Annotated in this window: 17 protein-coding genes, 1 tRNA gene and 1 other RNA gene; 7 read left to right on the forward strand and 12 right to left on the reverse strand. The window is 38.8% G+C overall.

Annotated elements, in window-relative coordinates; genetic code table 11:
- Window positions 1-293 precede the first annotated feature (293 nt).
- The 7 genes from PTQ27_RS09670 to fruB all read right to left on the reverse strand — a co-directional run bounded on the left by PTQ27_RS09670 (window position 294) and on the right by fruB (window position 8,176).
- Window positions 294-1,739 carry an alanine/glycine:cation symporter family protein gene (locus PTQ27_RS09670; protein WP_273748887.1) on the reverse strand — a complete coding sequence of 482 codons (1,446 nt, stop codon included), beginning with the start codon at window positions 1,737-1,739 and terminating at the stop codon, window positions 294-296.
- A gap of 92 nt (window positions 1,740-1,831) precedes the next feature.
- On the reverse strand, window positions 1,832-2,821 hold the full coding sequence (locus PTQ27_RS09675; RefSeq protein ID WP_273748885.1) for a nickel/cobalt transporter: 990 nt from the start codon (window positions 2,819-2,821) through the stop codon (window positions 1,832-1,834).
- A complete protein-coding gene (locus PTQ27_RS09680) occupies window positions 2,812-3,453 on the reverse strand; it encodes a DUF1007 family protein (RefSeq protein ID WP_273748884.1) in 642 nt (213 codons plus the stop codon). The genes PTQ27_RS09675 and PTQ27_RS09680 overlap by 10 nt, the downstream gene beginning before the upstream one ends.
- Window positions 3,454-3,511: 58 nt before the next feature.
- Window positions 3,512-3,910, reverse strand: an RNA gene (gene rnpB, locus PTQ27_RS09685) — RNase P RNA component class A.
- Window positions 3,911-4,029: 119 nt separating this feature from the next.
- Window positions 4,030-5,685, reverse strand: coding sequence for a fructose-specific PTS transporter subunit EIIC (locus PTQ27_RS09690; protein ID WP_273748883.1), 1,656 nt, complete (start codon window positions 5,683-5,685; stop codon window positions 4,030-4,032).
- Window positions 5,686-5,725: 40 nt separating this feature from the next.
- Window positions 5,726-6,670: a 1-phosphofructokinase gene (gene fruK / locus PTQ27_RS09695; RefSeq protein ID WP_273748882.1), complete on the reverse strand. Its 945-nt coding sequence runs from the start codon at window positions 6,668-6,670 to the stop codon at window positions 5,726-5,728.
- Window positions 6,671-6,682: 12 nt separating this feature from the next.
- Window positions 6,683-8,176 carry a fused PTS fructose transporter subunit IIA/HPr protein gene (gene fruB, locus PTQ27_RS09700; protein WP_273748881.1) on the reverse strand — a complete coding sequence of 498 codons (1,494 nt, stop codon included), beginning with the start codon at window positions 8,174-8,176 and terminating at the stop codon, window positions 6,683-6,685.
- Window positions 8,177-8,458: 282 nt separating this feature from the next.
- Between fruB and glgB the strand changes: the two genes are divergently transcribed.
- The 5 genes from glgB (at window position 8,459) to PTQ27_RS09725 (ending at window position 18,217) form a co-directional block, all read left to right on the forward strand.
- The gene (gene glgB, locus PTQ27_RS09705) at window positions 8,459-10,726 is read left to right on the forward strand and encodes a 1,4-alpha-glucan branching protein GlgB (RefSeq protein WP_273748880.1); all 2,268 of its coding nucleotides are present in this window, start codon (window positions 8,459-8,461) and stop codon (window positions 10,724-10,726) included.
- Between the two features lie 22 nt (window positions 10,727-10,748).
- A complete protein-coding gene (gene glgX, locus PTQ27_RS09710; protein ID WP_273748879.1) occupies window positions 10,749-12,767 on the forward strand; it encodes a glycogen debranching protein GlgX in 2,019 nt (672 codons plus the stop codon).
- On the forward strand, window positions 12,760-14,073 hold the full coding sequence (gene glgC / locus PTQ27_RS09715) for a glucose-1-phosphate adenylyltransferase (protein ID WP_273748878.1): 1,314 nt from the start codon (window positions 12,760-12,762) through the stop codon (window positions 14,071-14,073). The genes glgX and glgC overlap by 8 nt, the downstream gene beginning before the upstream one ends.
- A 113-nt stretch (window positions 14,074-14,186) precedes the next feature.
- Window positions 14,187-15,623 carry a glycogen synthase GlgA gene (gene glgA / locus PTQ27_RS09720; RefSeq protein ID WP_273748877.1) on the forward strand — a complete coding sequence of 479 codons (1,437 nt, stop codon included), beginning with the start codon at window positions 14,187-14,189 and terminating at the stop codon, window positions 15,621-15,623.
- A gap of 89 nt (window positions 15,624-15,712) precedes the next feature.
- Window positions 15,713-18,217 carry a glycogen/starch/alpha-glucan phosphorylase gene (locus tag PTQ27_RS09725; RefSeq protein ID WP_273748876.1) on the forward strand — a complete coding sequence of 835 codons (2,505 nt, stop codon included), beginning with the start codon at window positions 15,713-15,715 and terminating at the stop codon, window positions 18,215-18,217.
- 396 nt (window positions 18,218-18,613) lie between these two features.
- On the opposite strand, the gene trmJ is transcribed toward PTQ27_RS09725, so the two are convergent.
- Window positions 18,614-19,330: a tRNA (cytosine(32)/uridine(32)-2'-O)-methyltransferase TrmJ gene (trmJ, locus tag PTQ27_RS09730; protein WP_273748875.1), complete on the reverse strand. Its 717-nt coding sequence runs from the start codon at window positions 19,328-19,330 to the stop codon at window positions 18,614-18,616.
- A 196-nt stretch (window positions 19,331-19,526) separates the two neighbouring features.
- Between trmJ and pntA the strand changes: the two genes are divergently transcribed.
- Together pntA and pntB are read left to right on the forward strand one after the other, a co-directional pair.
- The gene (pntA, locus tag PTQ27_RS09735) at window positions 19,527-21,065 is read left to right on the forward strand and encodes a Re/Si-specific NAD(P)(+) transhydrogenase subunit alpha (protein WP_273748874.1); all 1,539 of its coding nucleotides are present in this window, start codon (window positions 19,527-19,529) and stop codon (window positions 21,063-21,065) included.
- Window positions 21,066-21,076: 11 nt separating this feature from the next.
- Window positions 21,077-22,528 carry a Re/Si-specific NAD(P)(+) transhydrogenase subunit beta gene (pntB, locus tag PTQ27_RS09740; protein ID WP_273748873.1) on the forward strand — a complete coding sequence of 484 codons (1,452 nt, stop codon included), beginning with the start codon at window positions 21,077-21,079 and terminating at the stop codon, window positions 22,526-22,528.
- 615 nt (window positions 22,529-23,143) lie between these two features.
- On the opposite strand, the gene PTQ27_RS09745 is transcribed toward pntB, so the two are convergent.
- The 4 genes from PTQ27_RS09745 to mepA form a co-directional block, all read right to left on the reverse strand.
- Window positions 23,144-23,229 (reverse strand) — tRNA-Leu (locus PTQ27_RS09745).
- A gap of 22 nt (window positions 23,230-23,251) precedes the next feature.
- Complete coding sequence (gene secG, locus PTQ27_RS09750) at window positions 23,252-23,575, reverse strand: preprotein translocase subunit SecG (RefSeq protein WP_273748872.1); 324 nt, start codon at window positions 23,573-23,575, stop codon at window positions 23,252-23,254.
- Window positions 23,576-23,681: 106 nt separating this feature from the next.
- Complete coding sequence (locus tag PTQ27_RS09755) at window positions 23,682-25,601, reverse strand: DNA topoisomerase III (protein WP_273748871.1); 1,920 nt, start codon at window positions 25,599-25,601, stop codon at window positions 23,682-23,684.
- Window positions 25,602-25,667: 66 nt separating this feature from the next.
- Window positions 25,668-26,495 (reverse strand): penicillin-insensitive murein endopeptidase, encoded by an 828-nt coding sequence (gene mepA, locus PTQ27_RS09760; RefSeq protein WP_273748870.1) that lies wholly within the window; start codon window positions 26,493-26,495, stop codon window positions 25,668-25,670.
- Window positions 26,496-26,553 lie beyond the last annotated feature (58 nt).

Consider the following 26,553-nt stretch of genomic DNA (forward strand, 5'->3'; position numbering starts at 1 on the left):
ATTGTAGTTTCCAAGTATTAACAAATCACTATCAGACATCGAAACCATATATAAATAAAACCTAAAGAATCATCAACATCAAATAAAAATTCATTCATTTCTTTTGTTTTAGAGACTTTTAATTTAAAACAACAATTAAGATCTTGATAAGCTCAGTTCCATTATATTTAAAATAATATCTGCTCTTTGTTTAAGTTGGATATGATATATCTCTTCTTTAGCTTTGCTAACATACATAAAAAAACGGTTTAATTTGCAAACTTTTTTACAAATTAAACCGCTTGTTTTAATTATTATTCTTTTGATTTCCAAACTAATGGATCGACACCTTTATGGATAAGATGTTCGTGTTCTTCAATTTTAAACACAGGCTCTTGACCATTTTTTACTTGGCGGATGTAGTCTTTTAAAATAATCCACACTAACGGAGCTAAAATTAGAATGGCAATTAGGTTAATTACCGCCATTGATGCCATTACAGTATCCGCAAATGCCCAAACAATACCACCGTCTCTTACTGCACCAAAATAGACGAAGAAGAGAACAATCGCTCTGAATCCCCAAACAAACCACGCTTTATTTTTGATATAGCGAATGTTTGTTTCTGCATAAGCATAGTTACCGATAATAGAGGTAAAGCTAAAGAGTAAAATAATAAATGCTAAGAAATGTAAGCCAAACTCACCTAAGTGGAATTGTAAGGCAGTTTGAGTAAGAGAGATACCTCTTAAGCTTTCACCACCGTAGTTATCAGACATTAAAATAATTGCGGCGGTACAAGTACAAACAACCAGAGTATCAACAAATACGCCTAGCATTTGAATTAAACCTTGGCTTGCTGGGTGTTTTGCATCTGAGGTTGCTGCCGAGTTTGGTGCCGAACCCATACCTGCTTCGTTTGAGAATAAACCACGTTTTATCCCCATTAGCATTGTTTTTGACACTAAAGTACCGAACATTCCACCTGCAGCAGCTGAAAAATCAAAAGCACTATCAATAATTAAAGCCAGTACACCAGGTACTCGTTCAATGTTCATACCTAAAATAATCACGGCAATGATCAAGTAGAAAAGAGCCATTGTTGGCACAATTTTAGCTGAAACCTGCCCAATACGTTTAACACCGCCTGCAATAATAATGCCAGTAATAACAACAAGGGTAGTACCAACATAAACGGGGTTCCAGTTCCAAGCATTACGTGTTGCTTCAACAATAGAATTTGATTGAACTGCGTTAAAAGCAAAACCAAATGTAAATATTAGTGTGACGGCAAAGGCAATAGCTAGAGAAGGAATTTTTAATCCTCGGGTGATGTAATAAGCTGGGCCTCCACGGAACATTCCATTCGGATCTCTGGTTTTATATAATTGTGCAAGAGAAGATTCAGCAAATGCAGAACTCATTCCCATTAATGCAGTTACCCACATCCAAAAAACAGCACCAGGCCCACCTAATGCAATCGCAGTAGCAACACCACCAATATTCCCTACACCTACACGGCTAGCAAGACCGGTTGTAAATGCTTGGAAGGGGGTTAGTGATGAGCCAGTAGTAGAGCGACCTCCCCACATTTCTCTTAAACTTTGTGGCAGAAGGCGTAACTGAACAAAACCAGTGGTAATAGTGAAAAATAAACCAACGCCTAAAAGCAACAGAATGGTAATATCCCAAAGAGGGCCGTCAATCGTATTAACAACCCACGTTAGCATATCTTCAAAGAGAGAAATAATTGAATCCATAAAGACCTCTTAATTAGTAAAAATAAATGCCAGTAGTTTATCTTTTTTGCAAAGTTTTTTTAATGATTTTTATCAAAATTTGTTATGTTAATTTAACGTTTAAACAATATGCTTGAACTCGTATCAATAAAACTACTGTGGAATAATGTAATCCCAAGTAAAATTAAGGCGATACCAACAACAAATTTAACAAACCATATAAACTTTTGATTAGTTTGGGCAGAAAAATACCAATGGCTAACCTTGATTGCTCGATTTCTTGCAACAATAACTAAATAAGCAAATAAACTGAGTGTGAATCCGGTACCTATTGCCATTACGAATGCAGAAATTACGCCCCAAACATAGAGATCAAGGGTATAAGAGAGGAATAAAACTAAAATAGCACCAGAGCAAGGTCTTGCACCAATGCTTAGAATAATCATTAATTGTGCTTTCCAATCTTTCGCTTTTTTCATTTCTTCGGAAGTTGGCAAATGTTTATGCCCGCAACCGCAATTTTCATCGTGAACGTGTGGAATATTCTGGCGGACAAGCGGTATTTTTTGCGTGGAATTTTGCGAAAAACGAATAGATTTAATGGTAGGCTTATGTGTTTTTCGCATTGATTTTAATACTTGGTAGCACCAATAGAGCCCAAATAAAATCATAATAGAAAAACTACCACGCTCGACCCATTTTAATGTGAGATTAAAATATTGACGAGAAAGTGTAAAAATAACCACAATAATAGTAACTAATGAAACTGCAACTAAACCTTGAACTAAGGCAGAGGCAAATGTCATTTTCATTGCTTGAGGTAACTTGGTTTTTTCTAAAGAGAGATAGCTAGTTAGAATAAATTTACCGTGTCCTGGCCCTACTGCGTGGAAAACTCCGTATAAAAAACTGATGAAAACAAGCGTTACTCCCGCTTTACTTTGGTTTTCACCTAATTCATTTAATGACCCTGAAAGATGTGTATTAAAGACTTTTTGCCATTCCATTACCTTAAATAAAATAATAGGGTAGCATTGGTATATTGCAAAAATAGCCAGAAAAATAACCGCTATTCCGCCCATTAATTTAGTATTTACTCGCATATAATCTCCACTTTTTGTGCAAATTGGGCACCTAAAGAGAAATCTTCATTTCCTTCCATTTCAGGAGATTGGTTTTTATCTAAACTTGATGCATATAAACGCAGTTTAGTATCTACTTTAGGTTGCACTAATGTTGCCCGACATTGATTATTGTTAATTCTGACATCGGATTGGCGATTATATTCCATTGAAATGTAATAGCTTGGTTCATAAGTGTAGAATCGAGCTTTATTTTGTTTTAATTCATAAGGGCGACTAATATGAAAAGTAATATAGAATATTACTCTATTCTTTTGAATTTCAAAGCGAGTTTCTGTTGGTTTTGTCGTGAATTTTATTGGTTGATTTTCTCTGTCGTAAAGGGTACTAAAATAGTGGTTCTGAATTGCAGTTTGCACCATTTCGTCAGTAATATCTTTTTGCGTTTTCGCTTTATTTTTACTAGTTTGCATTTCATAAATTAGTTCAGAAGAGCTAATTTCATCAAGCATCCATTCCATTTGAAATGATTTTAATATTGTACCTTCTAAAATAATGTTGCTTTTTAAATCTATAAAAGAATGTGGATGAGAGAAAGCCTGCATCGACCATAAAATAGAAAAAGCGGTAATAAATATCTTAAGTTGTTTCATTTTTTCATACACATAAAAATAAAAAGCGAACAAGTTACCCTGTTCGCCATTTCAAAATTAGATGAGTCGGTCGATAAGCCGAGTTCTGTCTTGGACAATCATTCCTCTAGGCGTATATTCACACATACGCTCAAGCAACCTACCCGAACTCTCGGCGGGCCACCGATTGAGTTCCTATTTGGTCTTGCTACGAGTGGAGTTTACCGTGCCGTGGAATGTTACCACCCACGCGGTGTGCTCTTACCACACCCTTTCACCCTTACCTGCACTTACGTACATCGGCGGTCTGCTCTCTGTTGCACTGGTCGTAGGCTCACGCCCCCCAGACGTTATCTGGCACTCTGCCCTATGTAGCTCGGACTTTCCTCTCGTTTACTTGTCCCACTTATCACCTATTTCAGGCTTTGCCTTGCGACACTAAGGGCTTCAATAAACCAGCGATTGTCTAACCAACTCAAAGGGGAGTATAGCGAATTTGCAAAATTTTGCAAGAAAATAACCGCTTATCGCTTTTTTAGGCGATAAAAAAACGGAGCTATTATATAGGCTCCGTTTAATAATCATAATGAGAATATATTATTCTGCTTTTTGTTTAATTGTCGCATACACGACACCCGTTACGACTGAACCGATTGCAATAGCCGCTAAATAAACTAACGGTTGTGAAACAAATGGAATAACGAATAAACCACCGTGTGGTGCTTGTAAGCCAATACCAAATGACATTGAAATAGCCCCTGCAGTGGCACCACCTAAGATAGAACTTACAATGACACGAATAGGATCTGCTGCCACAAAAGGTAATGCACCTTCTGAAATAAAGCATAAACCTAATACGAATGAAGCTTTACCAGCATCACGTTGATTTGTGTTAAATTTGCTACGAGCAATCCAAGTTGCAATCGCCATACCGATAGGTGGTACCATACCCGCAGCCATTACTGTTGCCATCGGTAAATATTGTTGAGATGCAATTAAGCCAACGCCGAACGTATAAGCAGCTTTATTAATTGGGCCACCCATATCAGTACACATCATTGCACCTAGAATAATACCAAGGAAAATTGCATTGGTTTGCCCCATTGTATTTAACCATTCCACTAAAGCGTCCATAATTGCTTTAACTGGTGGGTTGATAACATAAACCATCAATAAACCAACGATTGCAGAACCTAATAACGGTAAAATTAAGATTGGTTTGAGAGAGGCAAAACTTGCTGATAATTTAATATTATCGTTTAAGAATTTTACTGTGTAACCCGCAAGGAAACCAGCAACAATACCACCTAAGATACCAGCTCCCGCATTACTTGCTAACATACCGCCAATTAAACCGACTGCTAAACCCGGACGGTCTGCGATTGAGAATGCCACATAACCGGCAAATACAGCAATCATTAAGGCAAAGGCCGCACCGCCACCAATATCCATTAATGCTTTTGGTAAGCCACCAGCGATCGTTTCATCTTTAAATGCTTCAATACCAAACATAAAAGAGATAGCAATTAATAAACCACCAGCAACAACGAGAGGTAACATATGTGAAACACCAGTCATTAAGTGCTTATATACACCTTTTTTCTCGCCAGTTGCAGATTCTGCATTTGCAGCAGTTGTAGTGCCGCCTTGGTAAACCGTTGCTTGAGTAAATGCTTTTTCAAATTCTTGAGCGGTTTTCTTCAATGCTAAACCAGTTGATGTACGATACATCGGTTTGCCTTTGAATTTATCTAAATCCACATCAATATCGGCTGCAACGAATACTAAATCTGCAGCTGCAATTTCTTCAGCAGAAATTGGGTTACCTGCGCCTACTTGACCACGAGTTTCAACTTTTACATTCCAACCCTGTGCTTTAGCATAATTTTCAATCGCTTCAGCAGACATAAAGGTATGAGCTACCCCTGTTGGGCAAGCGGTTACCGCAACAATATTTTTTACACCAGAACTTGAAACAGATGAAGTAGTTGCATTTGCAAAAATTTGTGCATTTTCAACCGCTTGTTGAAGGCTCGCTTCAGGTTGTGCAAAGGCTTGTTCTAAATCTAAAACAGCTCCTTTCTTGCTAGCAGCTTCAGCTGGAATTTCGTTATCGAATAACACTACAAATTCGGCTTGACTTGCATCAACAACTTGGTGCCCTTGTTGTTTTGCTGCAGCAGAAAGAACTTCATTCACTAAGAAACGACGAGCGTTACCCAATGATTGCGGAAATACAAAAGAAATATTCATATTTTTTCCTTTTATTATTAATGTTTAAAAAACGAGATTCTTAGTTATTTTCTGAAATAACGGTAATTTGGGTTTGCTCGAAAATAGCATCAAGTGCTGCACGGTCAGAAATACCAACATTGCTTTGTGATACAGCGAGAGCCGAAGTTGCAGAAGCAAAACGCAAGGTTTTTTCTTTATTCCATCCTTGTGAGAAACCATAAATTAAGCCTGCTACCATTGAATCGCCCGCACCTACAGTGCTGACAACATTTTCACAACGTGGTGGCTGAGCTTGTACAACCCCTTCATTGTTTAGCCAAAGTGAGCCTTTTTCGCCCATAGAGATGATTACATTCTCAATACCCTGATTACGTAATGCTTGAGCAGCTTCAATGATTTCATCAAGCGTATTTAGCGGGCGACCAGCCCAAACTTCTAATTCACGGCGATTCGGTTTAACTAACCAGGGGTGAGCTTTTAAGCCTTCGGTAAGTGCCGCATTTGAGCTATCTAACACCACTTTTAAACCTTGTTGATGTAAAGATTCTAACCACAGTGCAAATTGCTCAGCCGTGACACCTCGAGGGAGTGAACCACAAACTGCAACTAGGTCAAATTGGCTTTCCCACTTTTGTGAAAGAGTAGTGAATTTTTCCCAGTCGTTTTCTGAGATCTCAAAACCTAAAAAGTTAAGATCCGTTACATCAGCTTCGGTTTCAGTAATTTTTACATTGATGCGGGTTTTGCCTTGAATGCGATAAAATTCATCTTTTAGCTTATTTTGCTCAAAAGCGTTGACAAAATCGCCTTGATTTTCTGAACCTAAAAAGCCGGTAACAGAAAGCTTAGTGTCTAAATCAGCTAAAACTTTGGCTACGTTAATGCCTTTACCTGCAGGGTATAAACCTAAGGTTTCAACGGTATTCACCTCACCGATTTCAATTCGTTTTAAACGCCCGACTAAGTCAAATGCAGGATTAAGTGTTACTGTTGCAATACGCATAATGATTCCTCGTTATTCGCCTAAACCAGCTTCAATTGCTTTACCGATAGCGTTTAATGCGGCTTCTGCATCATCGCCTGTTGCCACAAAACGTAAGGTTGTGCCTTTGGTTACGCCTAAAGCCACAATTTTCATTAAGCTTTTTGCACTCACAAGCGGTGAGTTTTTATCTACATTTTGCACTTCAATTTTTGAACTGAATTTTTTCACTTCATTGACTAATACGGCACTTGGGCGAGCGTGTAAACCGTGCTCATTTTTAATTACAAAGCTAGCTTCTGCTTGTCCTGCAACAGGTGCTTCAGCCTTTGTTTCAGCTTGGGCTGCAGGTGTAGCTGTTGCAACAGTACTTTCAATGCTATCTTCAACTTCTGGTACAAATGAAACACTTTCGCCTAAGCCTTCAATAATCGCTTTTTGTAATGCTTCGATAGCTTGTTGTGCATCTTCACCTTCTGCCACAAAACGTAAACGATGAGCTTGGCTTGCACCAAGAGCAACAACTTTCATCGCACTTTTCGCACTAGCAGGAGGAGTGTTACGATCTAAGTTTTCAACGGTGATTTTTGACTCAAAGGCTTTAGCTGTTTGTACTAACATTGCTGCAGGGCGAGCGTGTAAACCGTTGTCGTTACGTATTGTAAAGGTGCCGATTACTTGGTTACTTGCCGTTGATGTTGTCGCTGCCACTGTCGCTGAAGACTCAACAGTTTCGCCTTTTAATAATGCAACTAATTGTGTAGCTGATGCTGTTGCAAATTGGCTAGTTACATCGGCTTTTAATAATTGAGCTAGAGTCACTTGTAAGCTGTTATCTGTTGTTGCAACCGTTAATAGTGTTTGACCTTGTGTATTACGAGCAATGGCAACACCATTTGCTTGATTACCTTTAGCTGAATCAGTAATAAAAACATTGTTGCCTAAGTTTAAAGCTTGATTTGCAACGACATCGCTGATAAATGTTTGAGAAACATAGCCTTTCTCTTGTAATTTACCTGCGTTAATAGCAGAAAGAGTAATCAGGCTAGAAGATTCAACGTTTAAGGAGATAAGTTCTTCAGAAAGGGGGGGAAGATTTTTTTTACCGCTTAACACAGCAATAAATTCTTCAAGAACTTGTGTTTTGGCAAGGGTTTCTGCTGCTTCTTCATCACTTAATACTGTAGTAAGTTGGCGAAGGAGTGTTAAATGCTCATCAGATTTAGCTGCAATACCAATAACAACATACGCAATATTGCCTTCACCCCATTCAACACCTTGCGGAAGTTGAATAATTTGCACACCAGTTTCTTGGACTAAATCACGGGTATCTAATGTACCGTGCGGAATCGCAATGCCATTACCTAAAAATGTTGAGGTTTGCGTTTCACGAGCAAGCATTCCAGCCTCATAGCCCGCTGCTACATTGCCATTTTTTACTAATTCAGCTGCAACTAAACGAATAACATCTTCTTTATTGCCTGCTGAGCCATTTAAACGGATGTTTTTTGCCGATAAATTAAGCATTTTAGCTCCTTCAATTAAGGGTTAGTTTAAATTTTAAATCTGAGGCGTAGTTTACTCTATTTTTGCTAAATCGTTATAGCAAAATTCAGTTAAAAACTTTTAAAAATGTGATCTATCTCACAAAATTAAGTGTTTTTTTATTTTTAAGTAAGCTAAAACGATTTAGTTAAAAAGATTTTTGTGATCTAAATCACAAAACAGTATAAATTCACTTCTTTTATACCAATTTAATGGTAGAGTTAAGGTATTAGATAGATTAAGCAATATTGGCTAGGAGAGCATATGCAAGATTCTACTTATTCCCTACAAGATTCAACCTTTATAGAACAGCTTTCTTCTGGATATTGTAAAGATCCTTTCTCCTATTTAGGCATTCACGCCATTGAAAACGGTGTAATTATTCGTGCTTTTCTTCCAACTGCAATTTCTTGCCAAGTAATAAATTCAAAAGGAAAAATCATATCAGCAATGACAAAAATTGATGATAGAGGTTTTTTTGTTGCAGAGCTGATTGGTAAAAAAACAGATTTTTCTTACCGCTTGTTAGTGCAATATGCCGATGCGACGGTAGATATAGAAGACCCTTATCGTTTTAAAACCCATATTCAAGAATTAGATAATTGGTTATTTGCTGAAGGTAAACAGCTTCGCCCGTATGAAAAACTAGGGGCTCATTTAGTAACCCAAAATGACGTGGGAGGTGTGCATTTTAGTGTGTGGGCACCGAATGCTCAGCGAGTGTCAGTAGTTGGGGATTTTAACCATTGGAATGGTTTAGTGCATTCAATGCGCTTTCACCCTGATTCTGGCTTGTGGGATATCTTTATTCCTAATGTTAAAAAAGGGGCTTGCTATAAATTTGAAGTGTTAGATAGAAATGGTGTTTTACGTTTAAAATCAGACCCTTATGCTTTCGCCTCTCAATTCCGACCAGAAACTGCTTCTATTGTTTCAGGCTTGCCAAGCATTGTGCCTGTAGAAAAAACGTGTCGAAATGCTAATGCAGCCGATAAACCAATTTCGATTTATGAAGTGCATTTGGGTTCTTGGCGACGCAATATTGAAAATAACTATTGGCTAAGTTATGAAGAACTCGCTAATGAACTTATTCCTTATGTAAAAGATATGGGCTTTACCCATATTGAATTACTGCCAGTTTCTGAATTCCCATTTGATGGTTCTTGGGGTTACCAAACGACAGGTGTTTATTCGCCAACAAGTCGTTTTGGTTCTCCAGAAGGTTTACGCTATTTTATTGAAAAAGCCCACGAAAAAGGTATTGGTGTGATTTTAGACTGGGTAGTGGGGCATTTCCCTGTTGATGAACACGGCTTAGTCTATTTTGACGGTACCCATTTATATGAACATTCTGATCCCAAAGAGGGTTATCACAAAGACTGGAATACGCTAATTTTTAATTATGGTAGAAATGAGGTAAATAATTATTTATCAGGTAATGCATTATATTGGATCGAACGTTTCGGTATTGATGCCCTTAGGGTAGATGCAGTGGCCTCTATGATTTATCGTGATTATTCTCGTTCAGACGGGGAGTGGATCCCTAATCGTTATGGCGGACGTGAAAATTTAGAAGCTATCGAATTCTTACGTCATACAAATAATATTTTACGAGATGAAAGCCAAGGTGGGGCAAGCATTGCAGAAGAATCTACGTCATTTGCAGGGGTTTCTCACCCGACCGAACACGGTGGGTTAGGCTTTAATTATAAGTGGAATATGGGGTGGATGAACGATACTTTACGCTATATGCAAAAAGATCCTGTTCATCGCCGCTATCATCATAATTTGATGACTTTTGGAATGACCTACCAGTACAGTGAGCAGTTTGTGCTTCCACTTTCTCACGATGAGGTTGTACACGGAAAAGGTTCACTACTGAATAAAATGCCGGGTGATTGCTGGCAGAAATTTGCTAATTTACGTGCCTATTATGGTTATATGTGGGGTTATCCGGGTAAAAAATTACTCTTTATGGGCAATGAATTTGCTCAAGGCAAAGAGTGGAATTTTGAAGAAAGCTTAGATTGGTACCTACTTGGCGAAGAAGGTGGCGAATGGCATAAAGGTGTATTAGGCTGGGTAAAAGCACTTAATCATTTATACACACAAACACCGGCACTGTTTGAGCAAGATTATTCACCAGAAGGGTTTGAATGGTTAGTGGTGGACGATCACGATAATTCAGTATTTGCCTTTGAACGCAAGGCAAAAAACGGCGATAGCATTATTGTAGTCAGTAACTTTACACCTGTGGTACGAGAAAATTATCGTATTGGTGTGAATGAATTTGCTGAATATAAAGAAGTGCTAAACTCAGATTTAACCTGCTATTGCGGTAGTAATGTTAGCAATGTAGAAAAATTTGCAAGTGAGGAGATTAGCTCACACGGTAAGGCTTATTCTCTTAATATTACATTGCCACCATTATCAACTCTTTTTATTACAAAGGTTAAAAATATTGAAGCTAAGCCTAAAGCTAGAGCAAAAACAAAAGTCGTAAAAAAGGCAGTAAAGAAAAAAACAAAATAATAAATATAAATAATAAGTATATATGCAGTATTTTAGAGGTAAACCTTTCCCGCTTGGCAGTCATTTAACTGTGCAAGCGGACAAATCTGGCACAAATTTTGCCATTTTCTCAGAAAATGCAACCGCTATAGTGCTTTGTATTTTTGATAAAGAACAGCAAGAGACTCGTATTCCAATGCATTGTTCGCAAGGGAGTTGGCACGTTTTTGTTGAAGGAATTAAAGCGGGTACAAAATATGGCTATCGTGTAAAAGGCAAAACCGATGAAAAACAAGGATTGCTTTTTAATGAGCATAAATTATTAGTTGATCCTTATGCTAAAGCAATAATTGGTACACCAGATTTGAGTACAGCTGAGTCAGCAAAATGGTATAGATGGAACGATAAACGTGATAACGCTCATTTAGCCCCAAAATCAGTTGTTGTAGATGACACATTTAATTGGGAACACGATAGCCAATTATTTACCCCTTGGGCTGAAACAGTCATTTATGAAATGCACGTTAAAGGATTTAGCAAGTGTAATCCAAATCTTCCCCCAAATATAGCAGGGACGTTTGCGGGATTAGCACACCCAGAATCTATAAATTATCTTAAAAAATTAGGTGTTACTGCTGTAGAGCTTTTGCCAATTACCTACCACATTGATGAAACCCATTTGCAAAAGCAGGGTTTAGCCAATTATTGGGGATATAACGTATTAGGGTATTTTGCAGTCGATCCAACGCTTGCAGCAGATAAAGAAAATCCGCTCACTGAATTTAAACAAATGGTAAAGACGCTACACCAAGCAAATATTGAAGTGATTATGGACGTAGTGTTTAACCACACAGCAGAAAGCGATAAAAACGGCCCGATGCTGAGTTTTAAAGGCATTGATAATGCTAACTTCTATTGGCTCAATGAGCAGAAAGAATATGAAAACTGGACAGGGTGCGGTAACACGCTCAATCTTAGCAATATTTTTATGCTCCGTTGGGCAATCGATTGCTTATGTTATTGGGTTGATGAATGCCATATAGATGGATTTCGCTTTGATTTAGCCACTGTTTTAGGGCGAACGCCAAGTTTTAGTGAAAAAGCCGAGTTTTTCACGGCAATAAAAAGCCATTCCAAATTGGCAAATATTAAATTGATTGCAGAACCTTGGGATATTGGGCCTGACGGGTATCAATTAGGAGCATTTCCCGCACAGTTTTACCAATGGAGTGATCGCTATCGTGATGATATTCGTTGTTTCTGGCTTCAGAATAAAGGTGATTTGAGTTTATTTGCCCGCCGATTTGCAGGCAGTGATGATCTTTTTTCGCAATATGATTCATCAAAAAGTATTAATTTTATTACCGCACACGATGGTTTTAATCTGCAAGATTTAGTGAGTTATAACCATAAACATAATTTAGCGAATGGCGAACATAACCGTGATGGGCATAATGAAAATCACAGTTATAACCACGGTATTGAAGGACAAACCACCGATAAATCGGTAAAAAATGAGCGAGAAACGACCGCTTGTGCATTACTGGCAACCCTCTTGCTTTCTGCTGGTGTACCAATGCTATTTTCTGGCGATGAAATGGGGCATAGCCAGCAAGGGAATAATAATTGTTATTGCCAAGATAATGAAAGAACGTGGCTAGATTGGGAAAATGCCAATCTAGCAAGAATAGAGTATGTAAGCAATTTAATCGCATTACGCAAAAAGATTCCAATTTTATCCCAAGCAAATCAATGGTGGACGGAATCTTCTGCCAAATGGCTAAATACTTTGGCAAAACCGATAAAAATTGAAGATTGGCATAATAATGAATTAAAAGAATTAGCTATTTTATTACAAGGCGAGTGGTTAATTTTAGTTAATGCTAAACGACAAAAACAACAGTTTTTTCTGCCACAAGGTAACTGGAAAGTTATTTTGGAGCAAATAAATGGTACTTTGATGACAGACACGCAGGCAGTTACACTCAATAATATGGGCGTATGCGTACTTCAAAAAAGTGATGTAATTCACACTAAAACATTGGAGACACAACATGCTTAACCAAGAATCGACAGCGTTAGTTGCTAGACAAGATCTTACAAATGAAACATTAGTTTTAATTTTAGCAGGAGGACGAGGCTCTCGCCTTTATGAGCTTACTGATAAACGTGCAAAACCTGCGGTTTATTTTGGTGGTAGCCGCCGTATTATTGACTTTGCGTTATCTAACTGTATTAACTCCAATTTATTAAAAATTGGTGTGATCACGCAATATGCTGCTCATTCATTGTTACGTCATTTACAACGTGGTTGGTCATTTTTACCTTATGAACGTAACCAATATATTGATATGTTACCTGCTCGCCAACAATTAGATGAAAACACTTGGTATCGTGGCACGGCAGATGCGGTTTATCAAAATATGGCGATGATGAAATCGCACTACCGCCCAAAATATGTGGTGATTTTAGCGGGAGACCATATTTATAAAATGGATTACACCCAAATGCTAAAAGATCACGTTGATCAAGGGGCAAAATGTACAGTGGGCTGTATTGAAGTACCACGCTCGCAAGCAACAGAATTTGGGGTAATGGCGGTAAACGAAAAATTAAAAGTCAAAGAGTTTGTGGAAAAACCGGCTAACCCACCGGCAATGCCTGGTAAGCCTGAATCTTCGCTTGCTTCAATGGGGATTTATGTATTTGATGCTGACTATCTATATGAAATGTTAGAAAAAGAAGCATCAACACCAGGTACTTCACACGACTTTGGTAAAGATATTATTCCAAAAGCAGTAGAGCAAGGAGTGTTATATGCCCACCCATTTGAGCGTTCTTGCAAAGGACGTAACGCAAGTGGTGCGATTTACTGGCGTGATGTAGGAACTATTGATAGCTATTGGGCTGCACATATGGATTTAGTGTCTGAAGAACCCGAATTAGATTTATATGATGAATCTTGGCCAATTCACGGACGTCCACAACAAACTGCACCAGCTCGTTTTTTCTATAACCACGCTCGTGCAAGAACCTTAGATAACTCTCTGATTGCCGGTGGTTGTGTCATAACAGATGCAGAAATTAGTAACTCTGTTTTATTTAACCGAGTGCACGTAGAAGCTGAGTCTGTTATTGAACATACCGTTGTACTTCCGCAGGTAACTATTGGTAAAAACTGTACGATTAAACGTGCAGTTATTGATCGCCATTGTGTGATTCCAGACGGTTTACAAATTGGTGTAAACAAAGAGGAAGATGAGAAAAACTTCCGTGTAAGTAAAGAAGGTATCGTATTAGTAACACAAAAAATGCTAGATAAGTTATCTGGCAAAGAAGCTAATATGGATATTAAATATACAATCTAAATATTAATGATATAATACTACGGATATTTTTTATCCGTAGTATTAATATTTTATTATTCAATCGGTTTGATTTTTACAAAATTTTGCAAATTAACAACATTGATGGTTTAAAAATGAAAATTTTACACGTTTGCTCTGAAATGTATCCGTTAATTAAAACTGGCGGACTAGCAGATGTTATGGGGGCATTACCTTTTGCCCAACAACAAATTGACAATGATGTCAGAGTGTTAATCCCTTATTACCCAAAAGTTGCACAAACACTTGGTGAAACAGTGGAAGTCGCAACTATTGGCACCTTTGCAGGGCTTGTTACTATTCGCTTTGCCTATTTTAATGGCCTAGGTGTTTACGTTATTGATGCCCCTCATCTATTTATGCGTGAAGGCAATCCTTACCACAACAATGATTATCAAGATTACCCTGATAATTATAAACGTTTTTCACTACTTGGTTATGTCGGGGCTCAATTAGCACAAGGGTTAGATCATTGGTGGGGTGCTTCTGATGTTTTACACGCTCACGACTGGCAAGCAGGGCTTGCTTGTGCATATTTAAAGAGTTGGGGAAGCAATGTAAAAACAGTCTTTACCATCCATAATATTGCTTATATCGGGCGTTTTAATGCATTTCACTTAGCAGAATTAGGGCTTCCTTGGGAATTTTTCCATACAGATGGTTTAGAGTTCTATGGTGAGATTTCTTACCTAAAAGCAGGATTATATTTTGCCGATCGTATTACTACCGTAAGCCCAACTTATGCCCGTGAAATTACTGAAGAAATTGCAGGGGCTGGTTTGCACGGCTTATTAGCTACCCGCCAATATCAAGGTAAACTACGAGGCATTTTAAATGGGGTAGATGCAGAGGTTTGGAACCCTGAAACCGACCCAAATATTGTGGCAAATTACCGACCAAGTTATATGCACGGCAAGGCGAAAAATAAAGCGGAATTACAACGTATTTTTGGTTTACCTGAAAATAAAGATGCCTTAGTAATGGTAATGGTAACACGCTTAACAGAGCAAAAAGGGGCTGATTTCTTACTGGCAAACATTGATGCTTTAATGCAGCACAATGTACAAATTATCGTATTAGGTAGTGGTTCGCCAGATTTAGAAAATGCATTACGTTATTTCCAACACAAATACCCAAATCAAATTGGTATTAGAATTGGCTATGATGAAGCACTATCTCACCAAATTATTGCAGGTGGAGATGTAATTTTAGTACCAAGTCGTTTTGAACCTTGTGGTTTAACACAACTTTATGGATTGAAATATGGCACTTTACCATTAGTTCGCCGTACTGGTGGATTAGCAGATACTGTATTTGATAGCTACAAAGAAAGCATTGAAAATCGTTCTGCAACAGGATTTGTTTTTGATTATCCTGATGCACCTGCATTTTTAGAGGCTGCAATGAGAGCAATTAATCTTTGGAAAAAGCAGAAGTTATGGTCTAGCGTACGTCAAAATGCATTAGCTCAGGATTTTGGTTGGGCAAAAGTGGCAGAGCAATACCAGAATTTATATCACGAGATTATTTAATTTTTTAGTATTAAGCGAGTGATAGTATTAACAATATTGTGAATATTATCACTTGTTATATTTCATAAGCGTTTAGGAGATCTTATTAAATGGGCAATCAATCATTGAGTCCGGAAACAATTAAAAGTGTTAAAAATGCCATTTTACATAAAATGGTTTTTGCATTAGGGGTAGAGCCTCGTGATGCAAGTAAACGAAACTGGTTAAATGCCGCACTTCGTGTGGTGCGTGATTTATCAACTGAAGATTGGCTTCAAACTCGCCGTAGCCAAGTAGCAAATGGTAGCCGTCGTGTTTATTACCTATCAATGGAATTTTTGATGGGAAGAACCTTCAGTAATGCAATGATTTCTGAAGGCGTCTATGAACTAATTAGTGCAGCTTTAAAAGAGCTTGGTCAAGATCTGGAAGATATTATTAACGAAGAGGGCGACCCAGGTTTAGGTAACGGTGGTTTAGGGCGTTTAGCCGCTTGTTATATGGATAGCCTTGCGACAATGAAAATTCCTGCCATTGGTTACGGTATTCAATACGAATATGGTATGTTCCGCCAAGAAATTCGCAATGGCGAACAAGTAGAACAGCCAGATGAGTGGTTAGAAAATGAATTTGTATGGCCATATTTACGTTCTAGTAAGCGATTCCCTGTTCGCTTTGGCGGAAAAACGTGGCGAGAAGGCAAAAAAGTGGTATGGCAACCTGAAGAAGAAATTACTGCACAAGCACACGACCAGCTAATTCCTGGTTTTGAAACTACTTCAACCAATAGCTTACGTTTATGGTCTGCTCACGCATCTGGTAAAGGTTTTGGTCTATCAGACTTCAACCGTGGCGATTATTTTGCAGCAATGAGCAAGCAAAATAGCTCAGAGAATGTTTCTCGTGTGCTTTACCCAGATGATTCAACCTACAACGGACGTGAATTACGTTTACGTCAAGAATATTTCTTATGTTCCGCCTCTGTGCAAGATATTATTCGCCGCCACGAAGCAGAATTTGGATCTTGCGTGAATTTAGCTGACAAAGTAGCAATTCACTTAAACGATACTCACCCAACTCTTGCGGTGCCTGAGCTAATGCGTATCTTAATTGATGAAAAAGGTTATAGCTGGGAACAAGCGTGGGCAATGACACACAAAATTTTCTTCTACACCAACCACACCTTAATGAGTGAAGCATTAGAAACCTGGCCTGTAGAAATGTTAGCACGTGTATTACCTCGCCATTTAGAGATTATTTTTGATATTAATGAACATTTCTTAGAAGAAGTACGTAGCCAATTCCCTGATGATCACGATTTAATTTCTCGTGTTTCATTAATTGATGAACAAGGCGACCGCCGTGTGCGTATGGCGTGGCTTGCGGTAGTGGCATCTGGCAAAGTTAATGGGGTGGCAAAAATCCACTCAGATTTAATGGTGGAATCTATTTTTGCAGACTTCGCCCGTATTTTCCCAAATCGCTTTACTAATGTCACAAATGGGGTAACACCTCGCCGTTGGATCAAAATTGCCAACCCAGGGCTTGCGAATATTTTAGATAAAGCGATTGGCAATAAATGGCTGACCGATTTAAGCGAGCTTGAGAAATTCAACGTATTTGTGGACGATGCCGATGTGCAATCGCAAGTGGCGGCAGTGAAAACAGAAAACAAACGCCGCTTAGCCAAATATGTGGAAGAAACGCAAGGTATTAAATTAAACCCTGAAGCGATTTTTGATGTGCAAGTTAAGCGTATTCACAAATATAAACGTCAGCAAATGAACGTGTTGCATATTATTACGCTTTATAACCGCATTTTGAAAAATCCAACAGCAGATTGGACACCGCGTGTATTTATTTTTGCTGGTAAAGCAGCAAGTGCTTACTATGCAGCGAAAAAAGTGATTCGCTTAATTAACGATGTGGCGAATGTGGTGAATAACGACCCACGCATTAACGATTTAATCAAAGTGGTCTTTATTCCAAACTACAGCGTATCGCTTGCACAAATGATTATTCCGGCAGCTGATGTGTCTGAACAAATTTCACTTGCGGGTACAGAAGCCTCTGGAACTTCAAATATGAAATTTGCCCTAAACGGTGCATTAACCATCGGTACATTAGACGGTGCCAATGTGGAAATTTTAGATTGTGTAGGCAAAGAGAACATCTTTATTTTTGGTAACGAAGTGGAACAAGTGGAAGAACTCCGCCGCAATGGCTATTCGCCATATCACTACTATGAAAAAGACAGTGAGTTAAACGAGGCGATTTCGCAAATCTTAAACGGTAAATTCTCACCGGAAGACCCGTACCGTTATCAAGATTTAATCTTAAACTCTGGCGACTACTACCAAGCCTGTGCCGACTACCGCAGCTATGTAGAAGCACAAGAGAGAGTAGCGGCAGCCTACCGCAACAAAAAAGCGTGGGTGCGTTCAGCCATTATCAATATTGCGAATATGGGCTACTTCTCATCAGACCGTTCGGTGCTAGATTACGCTCAAAATATCTGGAAAATCGAACCGATGACAGAAGAGCAGCTCAAAGGCGATGCTACTTTTGATAGCATTCTTGAAAGCTCAAATAAATTATTGAACTTAAAGAAATAATTTAGTGAGAGAGCAAGTTACCCAGTACAGCAGAGCCGTACAGGGCTAAGTATGAGTCAGCCCCATTGGGGCTGATTTTTTCAGAGAGAGTAGCCCTGTACGGTAGAGCTAGTAGCCCTGCACGGCATAGCCGTACAGGGTTAAGTATAAGTCAGCCCCTTTTGGGCTGATTTTTTTGAAACTCTTACCCTTAGGGAGAGAGACCGCTTATTGAAGCGTTTAGCGAAATAAGTAGAGAGAGTAATTGGGTAAGTTTGCAAATTTTGGCGGGAAATAGACCGCTTGTTTGGGTACGAGCGAGGACGCTCGCACCATCGGGTGTGCTTGGGTAATATGGCTACAAGCGGTTAATTTTTCTAAAACTTTTGCAAGTTTTTATGAAAATTTGACCGCTTGTTATTTTGCTTTTTCAACGGCGGTGAGCATTCCACGTAGTAAATTTAATTCATTTTCTTCAAGCTCGGCACGTTGGTATAAACGGCGGAGTTTTAGCATAACCGCTTCGTTGCGAATAAAGCCTAATTCTGTATATAAACGCTCGGTATGGTTAAAGAAATGTTCTAAAGCCTCTGAGGTTGGGTAATTTTTGTTTTCTGCAAGCGGTTGTTTTTGCTGATTATTTTGCAAATATGCCATTCTAATTTCATAACTGGCTAATTGCACTGCCATTGCTAAATTAAGCGAGCCGTAATCTGGGTTTGTGGGGAAGTTTAAATGGTAGTGGCATTTTAGCAACTCTTCATTGGTTAGCCCCACACGCTCACGCCCAAATACGATGGCTACCTTACCTTGCTTGGCACGGTTTACAACTAATTCGCCACAATCTCTTGGTTCAATTAAGGTATTTTGTAAGTGGCGAAGTCTGGCACTGGTGCCGATTACAAGCTGGCAATCTGCAATGGCTTGCTCAAAGGTTTCAAAAAGTTGTGCTTGTTCTAACACATCTTTTGCCCCTGCAGAAAGGGCTTGGGCTTGTTCATCGGTATGTTGCTTGGGGTTTACTAATCTTAGTTGAGTAAGCCCCATTGTTTTCATTGCCCGTGCTGTAGAGCCGATATTGGCGGGGAGAGAGGTTTCAACTAATACGATTTGGATTTGCTCTAAAATGCTCATTATGATCTCATTTTTCTTATTTTCATTGGCTCGAATTTTATCAGATTTAATTTAAACATTAAATTTGCAATTAATTGGTTTATTTTAAAGCAATTTTTTTACCAATCTGAGTTATTTAGTGGTACATTAAGCCTAGCCTAATTTTTAGTAGGCTACTTAGTCAAAATATATAAACATCAACCATACAGGAGTCTTTATGCTTATTGGTGTACCAAGAGAGCTGTTAGACGGTGAAACTCGAGTGGCGGCAACGCCTAAAACCGTTGAACAGATCAAAAAACTTGGCTTTGATGTGCTCGTTGAACACGATGCAGGTTTTAAAGCGAGTTTTGAAGACAATGCATTTGTAAATGCAGGTGCAAGTGTTGGCACGCAACAAGAGGTTTGGAATTCAGATATTATCTTTAAAGTGAATGCACCAACCGATGCTGAAATCGCACTGATGAAAGAAGGTGCAACCTTAGTTAGCTTTATTTGGCCTGCACAAAATGAAGCATTAATGCAAAAATTAACCGCTAAGAAAATCAATGTATTAGCAATGGATGCCGTGCCTCGTATTTCTCGTGCTCAAGCATTAGATGCATTAAGCTCAATGGCAAATATTTCTGGTTACCGTGCTGTTATTGAAGCCGCTAATTTATTCGGTAGTTTTTTTACCGGGCAAATTACCGCAGCAGGTAAGGTACCGCCGGCGAAAGTATTGGTAATCGGTGCAGGGGTTGCAGGTCTTGCCGCAATCGGTGCTGCGAATAGCCTTGGTGCGATTGTACGTGCTTTTGACTCTCGTCCGGAGGTTAAAGAGCAAGTAAAATCAATGGGAGCAGACTTCTTAGAAATTGATTTTGAAGAAGAAGGTGGCTCGGGCGATGGCTATGCGAAAGTGATGTCGGAAGAGTTTAATCGTCGTGCAATGGAGCTTTACGCAGAACAAGCGAAAGAGGTTGATATTATTATTACAACCGCCGCTATTCCGGGTAAACCAGCCCCTCGTTTAATCACCAAAGAAATGGTTGATTCAATGAAACCAGGTTCTGTGATTGTGGATTTAGCCGCTTTAACTGGTGGTAACTGTGATTACACTAAAGCAGGCGAAGTGGTGGTAACAGATAACCAAGTAAAAGTGATTGGTTATACAGACTTCCCAGCTCGTTTACCAACTCAGTCTTCACAACTTTATGGTACTAACTTAGTTAATTTATTAAAACTATTAGCACCGAATAAAGATGGTCAAATTGATATTAACTTTGAAGATGTAGTATTACGTGGCGTAACCGTTGTGCGTGATGGCGAATTAACTTGGCCTGCACCACCAATTCAAGTTTCGGCACAACCTCAACAAAAAGCAGCTGCTGCACCTGTTGAGAAAAAAGAAGAAAAACCGACAGATCCTCGTGTTAAATATGGTGTAATGGCAGGTGCTGCAGTGTTATTCCTCTGGTTAGCGTCTGTTGCACCGGCAGCGTTTTTATCTCACTTTACCGTGTTTGTATTAGCCTGTGTAGTGGGTTATTACGTTGTGTGGAATGTAAGCCACGCATTGCATACACCTTTAATGGCGGTAACCAATGCGATTTCAGGGATTATCATTGTTGGGGCAGTGTTGCAAATTGCACAACCTACCGGTAATTTCTTTATTGATATTCTCGCATTTATTGCAATTTTAGTGGCAAGTATTAATATTTTCGGTGGCTTTAAAGTTACCCAACGTATGCTTGCAATGTTTAGAAAAGGTTAAGGAGAAACGAGATGTCATTTGGATTTGTTACGGCAGCATATATTATTGCAGCCATTCTCTTTATTATGAGCCTTGCGGGCCTTTCTAAACACGAAACTGCAAAAGCAGGTTGTTGGTATGGTATTGTGGGTATGGGTATTGCTTTAGTGGCAACCATTTTTGGTCCGCAATCTCAAGGCACAATCTGGATCTTAATTGCAATGGCAATCGGTGGTGTTATCGGTTATAAAAAAGCAATTAAAGTTGAAATGACGGAAATGCCGGAGCTTGTTGCAATCTTACATAGCTTTGTAGGTTTAGCAGCGGTATTAGTTGGCTTTAATAGCTACGGTTTACATATTGATGTGCCAATGCCTGGTCATTTAATTACAGAAGCTGAACAAGCCGCATTTTTAGCAGAGCAAGCAACGCTTGCAACTATTCATAATGTAGAAGTGTTCCTAGGTATCTTTATCGGTGCGGTAACTTTCTCTGGTTCATTAGTTGCATTTGGTAAATTAAGCGGGAAATTATTTGGCCGTAAAGTTTCTTCGGCAGCATTAAATATTCCACACAAACACAAATGGAATTTAGCAGCAATTGTGGTTTCTGTGTTCTTAATGGTGGTATTTTTAAATAACCCAGAGAATATTTTCCCTGTATTAGTTATGACAGCGATTGCCCTAGTATTTGGCTGGCACTTAGTTTCTTCTATCGGCGGTGCAGATATGCCGGTTGTGGTTTCTATGCTTAACTCATACTCAGGTTGGGCTGCAGCGGCTGCAGGCTTTATGCTAAGTAACGATTTATTAATCGTAACAGGGGCATTAGTAGGTTCTTCAGGTGCAATCCTTTCTTACATTATGTGTAAAGCAATGAACCGTTCATTTATCAGCGTAATTGCAGGTGGCTTCGGTAATGAAGTACAAACAAGCTCTGGCGATGAGGAGTATGGAGAGCACCGTGAAACTAACGCAGAAGAAGTAGCAGAAATGCTAAAAAATGCAAGCTCTGTTATCATCACTCCAGGTTATGGTATGGCGGTTGCACAAGCACAATATCCTGTTGCTGAAATTACTGCAAAATTACGTGAGCGAGGTGTAAATGTACGTTTTGGTATTCACCCTGTTGCAGGTCGTTTACCAGGGCATATGAATGTATTACTTGCAGAAGCAAAAGTACCTTACGATGTTGTGTTAGAAATGGATGAAATCAATGATGATTTTGAAGATACAGATGTGGTATTAGTTATCGGTGCAAACGATACGGTAAACCCAGCTGCATTAGACGACCCTTCTAGCCCGATTGCAGGTATGCCAGTTCTTGAAGTATGGAAAGCACAAAATGTTATCGTATTCAAACGCTCAATGGCGGTTGGTTACGCAGGTGTGCAAAACCCATTATTCTTCAAAGATAATACGCAAATGCTATTCGGCGATGCGAAAGAACGTGTAGATGATATTTTAAGAGCATTAAATAGCTAGTTAAATATTTGCTATATACCTAAAAAGTCCTCATTTATGAGGGCTTTTTTTATAAAATGACATAGCTAGCTTTTATAAAATATGACATAGATCACAAATTTAAACATTGCCTGCTATTTCCGATAAAATCTATTTGAAACACAAGATAAATTCGCTTACTCTTAAACAAATAAGAATAAGTGTTGTATTAACAACCTAATACGTAAATTTGCTTTCCGAGTGGCCCCAATAGTTGGGGCTTTTTTTATTCTCTCTAACTTTTGACAACAGTGCTTTTAGTGCATTAAAAAACGTGGTTAGATCTCAAAGCGGGTAGAGTAGCGTTTAATAGGTTTTGAAATTGAAATGATTTTTTATCTATCTTTTTATTGATTTTGAAATTTTTAGAATAGTTATCATACGTGTGCATTATTTTTTATGTGTGCAATTTTATGTGCAATATATGTGCAAAGGAATGTTAAAATAGATCATAAGAATAATAAATGCACATTCTATATGGGAGAAAATAGGTTTTTAAGGAAGCGTTTGAATTTATATAAGGAATTGTTTTAATTGAGGTTTATAATCTTATAATAAGCTAAAAGCAGATTTGGGGGAAATCTGCTTTTAAATATATGGTGCTCTGAGCGAGACTTGAACTCGCACGGCCTACGGCCACCACCCCCTCAAGATGGCGTGTCTACCAATTCCACCACCAGAGCTTTTTATTTTTTATTTAAACGATTATTGAGGAATATCGTTATTTTCTGTTTTTACAGGTTCTGCTTGTTTTTGTTCAACTTGACTTAAGTCATCAAACTGGCTTGTTGGAGCGGTTGTATGTGAACTTAAATTACCAATAATTAAACTAATTGCAAAGAAAATAGTTGCAAGTAATGCTGTAGTTCTTGATAAAAAGTTTGCTGAGCCTGTTGAACCAAAAACTGTTGCCGATGCTCCTGCACCGAAAGATGCACCTGCATCTGCACCTTTACCTTGTTGCATTAATACGAATGCAATAAGTAAAATGGCAACAACAAGATAAATAATTGTTAGAACATTAATCATTCATTTATTCTCTAAGTATTCTTTATGCGAAATTTGCAATGGCGAACATAATATAAAAATTAAGCCTCTTTGACAAGAGGCAAATCAGGATTTTAAAACGCTTGGCTTAATTTTCAGCAGTTTTAGTTCTCTTTTTGGAATAACGAGATTTAGTTTGATTTGCAAGCGGTGTTATTTTTGCCAAATTTTGCAAAATTTGCCGATTAGGGCTTTGTAATAAATGTGGTAATTGGCTATTTAGTTCGAACATAAATTGCTGATAACTAGCCTCTTTCCTACTGATTTGATTAAGCTGCATTTCCCAATGAGCCGTCATATCGGGTTGTGTAGCTGATTCTGGCAAGGCTTGAATTAAGGTTCTACCTGCTTCTGTACTATGGATATTTTTGCCTTTACGAATTAAAAAGCCTCGTTTAAATAGTAATTCAATAATACCAGCTCGAGTGGCTTCTGTACCCAACCCGTCGGTTTCCCTCAAGATTTTTTTGAGTTGTTTATCTTGCACAAAACGGGCAATCCCTGTCATTGCGGAAAGTAAGCTACGATCCGTAAAATAGCGAGGCGGTTGTGTTTTTTTGCTGATGATTTCACCTTGCTCGCAATGCAGAACTTGCCCTTTTTTAACAATCGGCAATGGAGAGTCTGAAATATCTAAATTATCTTCTTTACCGAGCAAAGCTTTCCAACCTGCTACAACTAAAAAACGAGCTTGAGCCGTAAAGTTTCCACCTGCAATTTCTAAACCGATTTCCCCTTTTCTGTATTCTGCATCGGGGCAGAATTGCAATAGATATTGGCGAGCAATCAGTTGGTAAATACGTTTTTCATTTTCTGTCAAATGCACAGTGCCTTGTCTGGCTGTCGGGATGATTGCGTGGTGTGCCTCAACTTCTTTATCGTTCCAACAACGGTTTCGACGCTGTGGATCGACCACCTCTGGCTTTTCTTGATATTCTGGTAAGTGATGAGCAATGGCTGCCATCACTTTAAATCGATCATTAAAGTGCTCTGTCGGCAAATAGCGATTATCTGAACGAGGGTAAGTAATTAGCTTGTGCGTTTCGTATAATTTTTGACAAATATCTAGCACTGCTTGAGCAGAAAGCCCATATTTACCAGCGGCTTCCATTTGTAAAACGGAGAGCGAGTAAGGCAGTGGTGCAGTTTCTTTTTCGATTTTATCTTGATATTCGCACACATTAGCCGGCTGGTTGGTAATGCGTTTTACCACATTTTCAGCAAGTGGGCGAGACAGCACCCTACCATCTTCATCTTGATAATCTTCGCAAGCTTTGCTTGGTTGCCATTGAGCCTTAAATCTCTCTTGGGTTTCTGGCACAACAATATGAGCGAGTACTTCAAAATAGTCTTTAGGGATAAAATTTTCGATCTCAAGATCACGACGGACGATCAAACCTAGTATAGGAGTTTGTACTCGCCCGACAGAAAGCACTCCTTTATAGCCAGCCCAACGTCCTTGCAGCGTATAAGCTCGAGTCATATTGATGCCATAAAGCCAATCGGCTCTGGCTCGGGCAAGGGCGGAAGTTGCAAGCGGTACAAAATCTTTATTATTTTGCAATTTTTCGATAGCTCGCTTAACTGCGGAAGGATTGAGATCGCTTACTAAACAACGTTGAATTTTAGCACGGCATTCTATCGGCAAGTTAAGATAGCCGAAGACTTCATCAACGAGTAATTGCCCTTCACGATCTGGGTCTCCTGCATTCACTAAAATATCCGCTTTTTTCACTAAACGCTCAACTACTTTAAATTGTTTAAGTGTTTCTTTTTTAGGGATCAGTTTCCACTGTTCAGGAATAATCGGTAAATGTTCCATTCGCCATATTTTAAAGCGTTCATCATAGGCATCAGGCTCTGCTTGTTCAAGCAAATGCCCGATACACCACGTTACCACATTATTTTCGCCACATTGAATAAAACCGTCTCCACGAGTGTGGGGCTTTGGTAATACATCAGCGATTGCTCGGGCAAGGCTCGGTTTTTCCGCTACAAATAAACGCATAAAATAGACCATTTAGAAAAATTAACCGCTTTTTCAAGCGGTTAAAAAAGTAAAATATTTTGCAGATTAATTTAAACCTTGTGAAGATAAAATCATCTGACATTGCACAGGTGGTGTTGGTAGAACTTTAGTTTTAGGTGTGTTAGAAGCGGTTTTTGGAATAAACCAAGAGTAAAGTTCTTCTCCACAGCCATCACCTGCTGGAACTGGGGCTTGATTTTCGCAACTTGTTGCATCGCTAGGGCAGGTTAGACGTACGTGGAAGTGTGCATCGTGTCCATACCAAGGGCGAATTTTTTGTAGCCAAGCTCGATCAGAACCTGCATCGTGGCATAATTTTACTTTAACTGCTGGATTAACAAAGATGCGATCAACTCGGCTATCTGTTGCGGCAAGCTTAAGCAAATTAGTATGGTGTTGATTCCATAGCCGCTCATAAACTCGGTTAGTATCACGATTTACCATAATAGTCGCAAGACCTGAAGGGTTTTTAGCGGTTTCATCATCCATTGGGCCTAAACGTAACCAAATATCGGCATCTAAGCCTGTTTGATGTGATGCGTGACCCGATGAAAAACGGCCACCTGCTGGCATTCCCATATCGCCAATTAATATTGTCGGAATGCCAGAAGCTTTTGCTCTTTTACCTAAATCTGTTAAATAATCAAGTAATTGCGGGTGCCCGTAATATCTATTCCTTAGGGAACGAATCACTTGATAGCCTTCTCCTTTTAAATTAAGTGGCTGTGCACCAATAATGCAACCATTGCTATATCCACCAATAGATTGTGCTTTACCTTGTATTGGTGTTTTAATTTTTTCCCATTGTGTTGCATTTGCTGAAGCTGCAACGGCTACAAAGCTAGAAATAAAAAGTGTTTTTAAAAATGTCATTATTTACCTAATTAAAACAAATAAATATGAACAAGCGGTTGTTTTTTAGATTTTTTGC

Origin of the sequence: Mannheimia cairinae (genome assembly GCF_028649535.1) — a bacterium.
Lineage (GTDB): Bacteria > Pseudomonadota > Gammaproteobacteria > Enterobacterales > Pasteurellaceae > Mannheimia > Mannheimia cairinae.

Excerpts from the sequence above, each read along its gene's own strand:
- PTQ27_RS09670 (WP_273748887.1), bottom strand. The coding sequence starts at position 1,739 with ATGGATTCAATTATTTCTCTCTTTGAAGATATGCTAACGTGGGTTGTT.
- PTQ27_RS09675 (WP_273748885.1), bottom strand. The coding sequence starts at position 2,821 with ATGCGAGTAAATACTAAATTAATGGGCGGAATAGCGGTTATTTTTCTG.
- PTQ27_RS09680 (WP_273748884.1), bottom strand. The coding sequence starts at position 3,453 with ATGAAACAACTTAAGATATTTATTACCGCTTTTTCTATTTTATGGTCG.
- PTQ27_RS09690 (WP_273748883.1), bottom strand. The coding sequence starts at position 5,685 with ATGAATATTTCTTTTGTATTTCCGCAATCATTGGGTAACGCTCGTCGT.
- fruK (WP_273748882.1), bottom strand. The coding sequence starts at position 6,670 with ATGCGTATTGCAACAGTAACACTTAATCCTGCATTTGACTTAGTCGGG.
- fruB (WP_273748881.1), bottom strand. The coding sequence starts at position 8,176 with ATGCTTAATTTATCGGCAAAAAACATCCGTTTAAATGGCTCAGCAGGC.
- glgB (WP_273748880.1), top strand. The coding sequence starts at position 8,459 with ATGCAAGATTCTACTTATTCCCTACAAGATTCAACCTTTATAGAACAG.
- glgX (WP_273748879.1), top strand. The coding sequence starts at position 10,749 with ATGCAGTATTTTAGAGGTAAACCTTTCCCGCTTGGCAGTCATTTAACT.
- glgC (WP_273748878.1), top strand. The coding sequence starts at position 12,760 with ATGCTTAACCAAGAATCGACAGCGTTAGTTGCTAGACAAGATCTTACA.
- glgA (WP_273748877.1), top strand. The coding sequence starts at position 14,187 with ATGAAAATTTTACACGTTTGCTCTGAAATGTATCCGTTAATTAAAACT.
- PTQ27_RS09725 (WP_273748876.1), top strand. The coding sequence starts at position 15,713 with ATGGGCAATCAATCATTGAGTCCGGAAACAATTAAAAGTGTTAAAAAT.
- trmJ (WP_273748875.1), bottom strand. The coding sequence starts at position 19,330 with ATGAGCATTTTAGAGCAAATCCAAATCGTATTAGTTGAAACCTCTCTC.
- pntA (WP_273748874.1), top strand. The coding sequence starts at position 19,527 with ATGCTTATTGGTGTACCAAGAGAGCTGTTAGACGGTGAAACTCGAGTG.
- pntB (WP_273748873.1), top strand. The coding sequence starts at position 21,077 with ATGTCATTTGGATTTGTTACGGCAGCATATATTATTGCAGCCATTCTC.
- secG (WP_273748872.1), bottom strand. The coding sequence starts at position 23,575 with ATGATTAATGTTCTAACAATTATTTATCTTGTTGTTGCCATTTTACTT.
- PTQ27_RS09755 (WP_273748871.1), bottom strand. The coding sequence starts at position 25,601 with ATGCGTTTATTTGTAGCGGAAAAACCGAGCCTTGCCCGAGCAATCGCT.
- mepA (WP_273748870.1), bottom strand. The coding sequence starts at position 26,495 with ATGACATTTTTAAAAACACTTTTTATTTCTAGCTTTGTAGCCGTTGCA.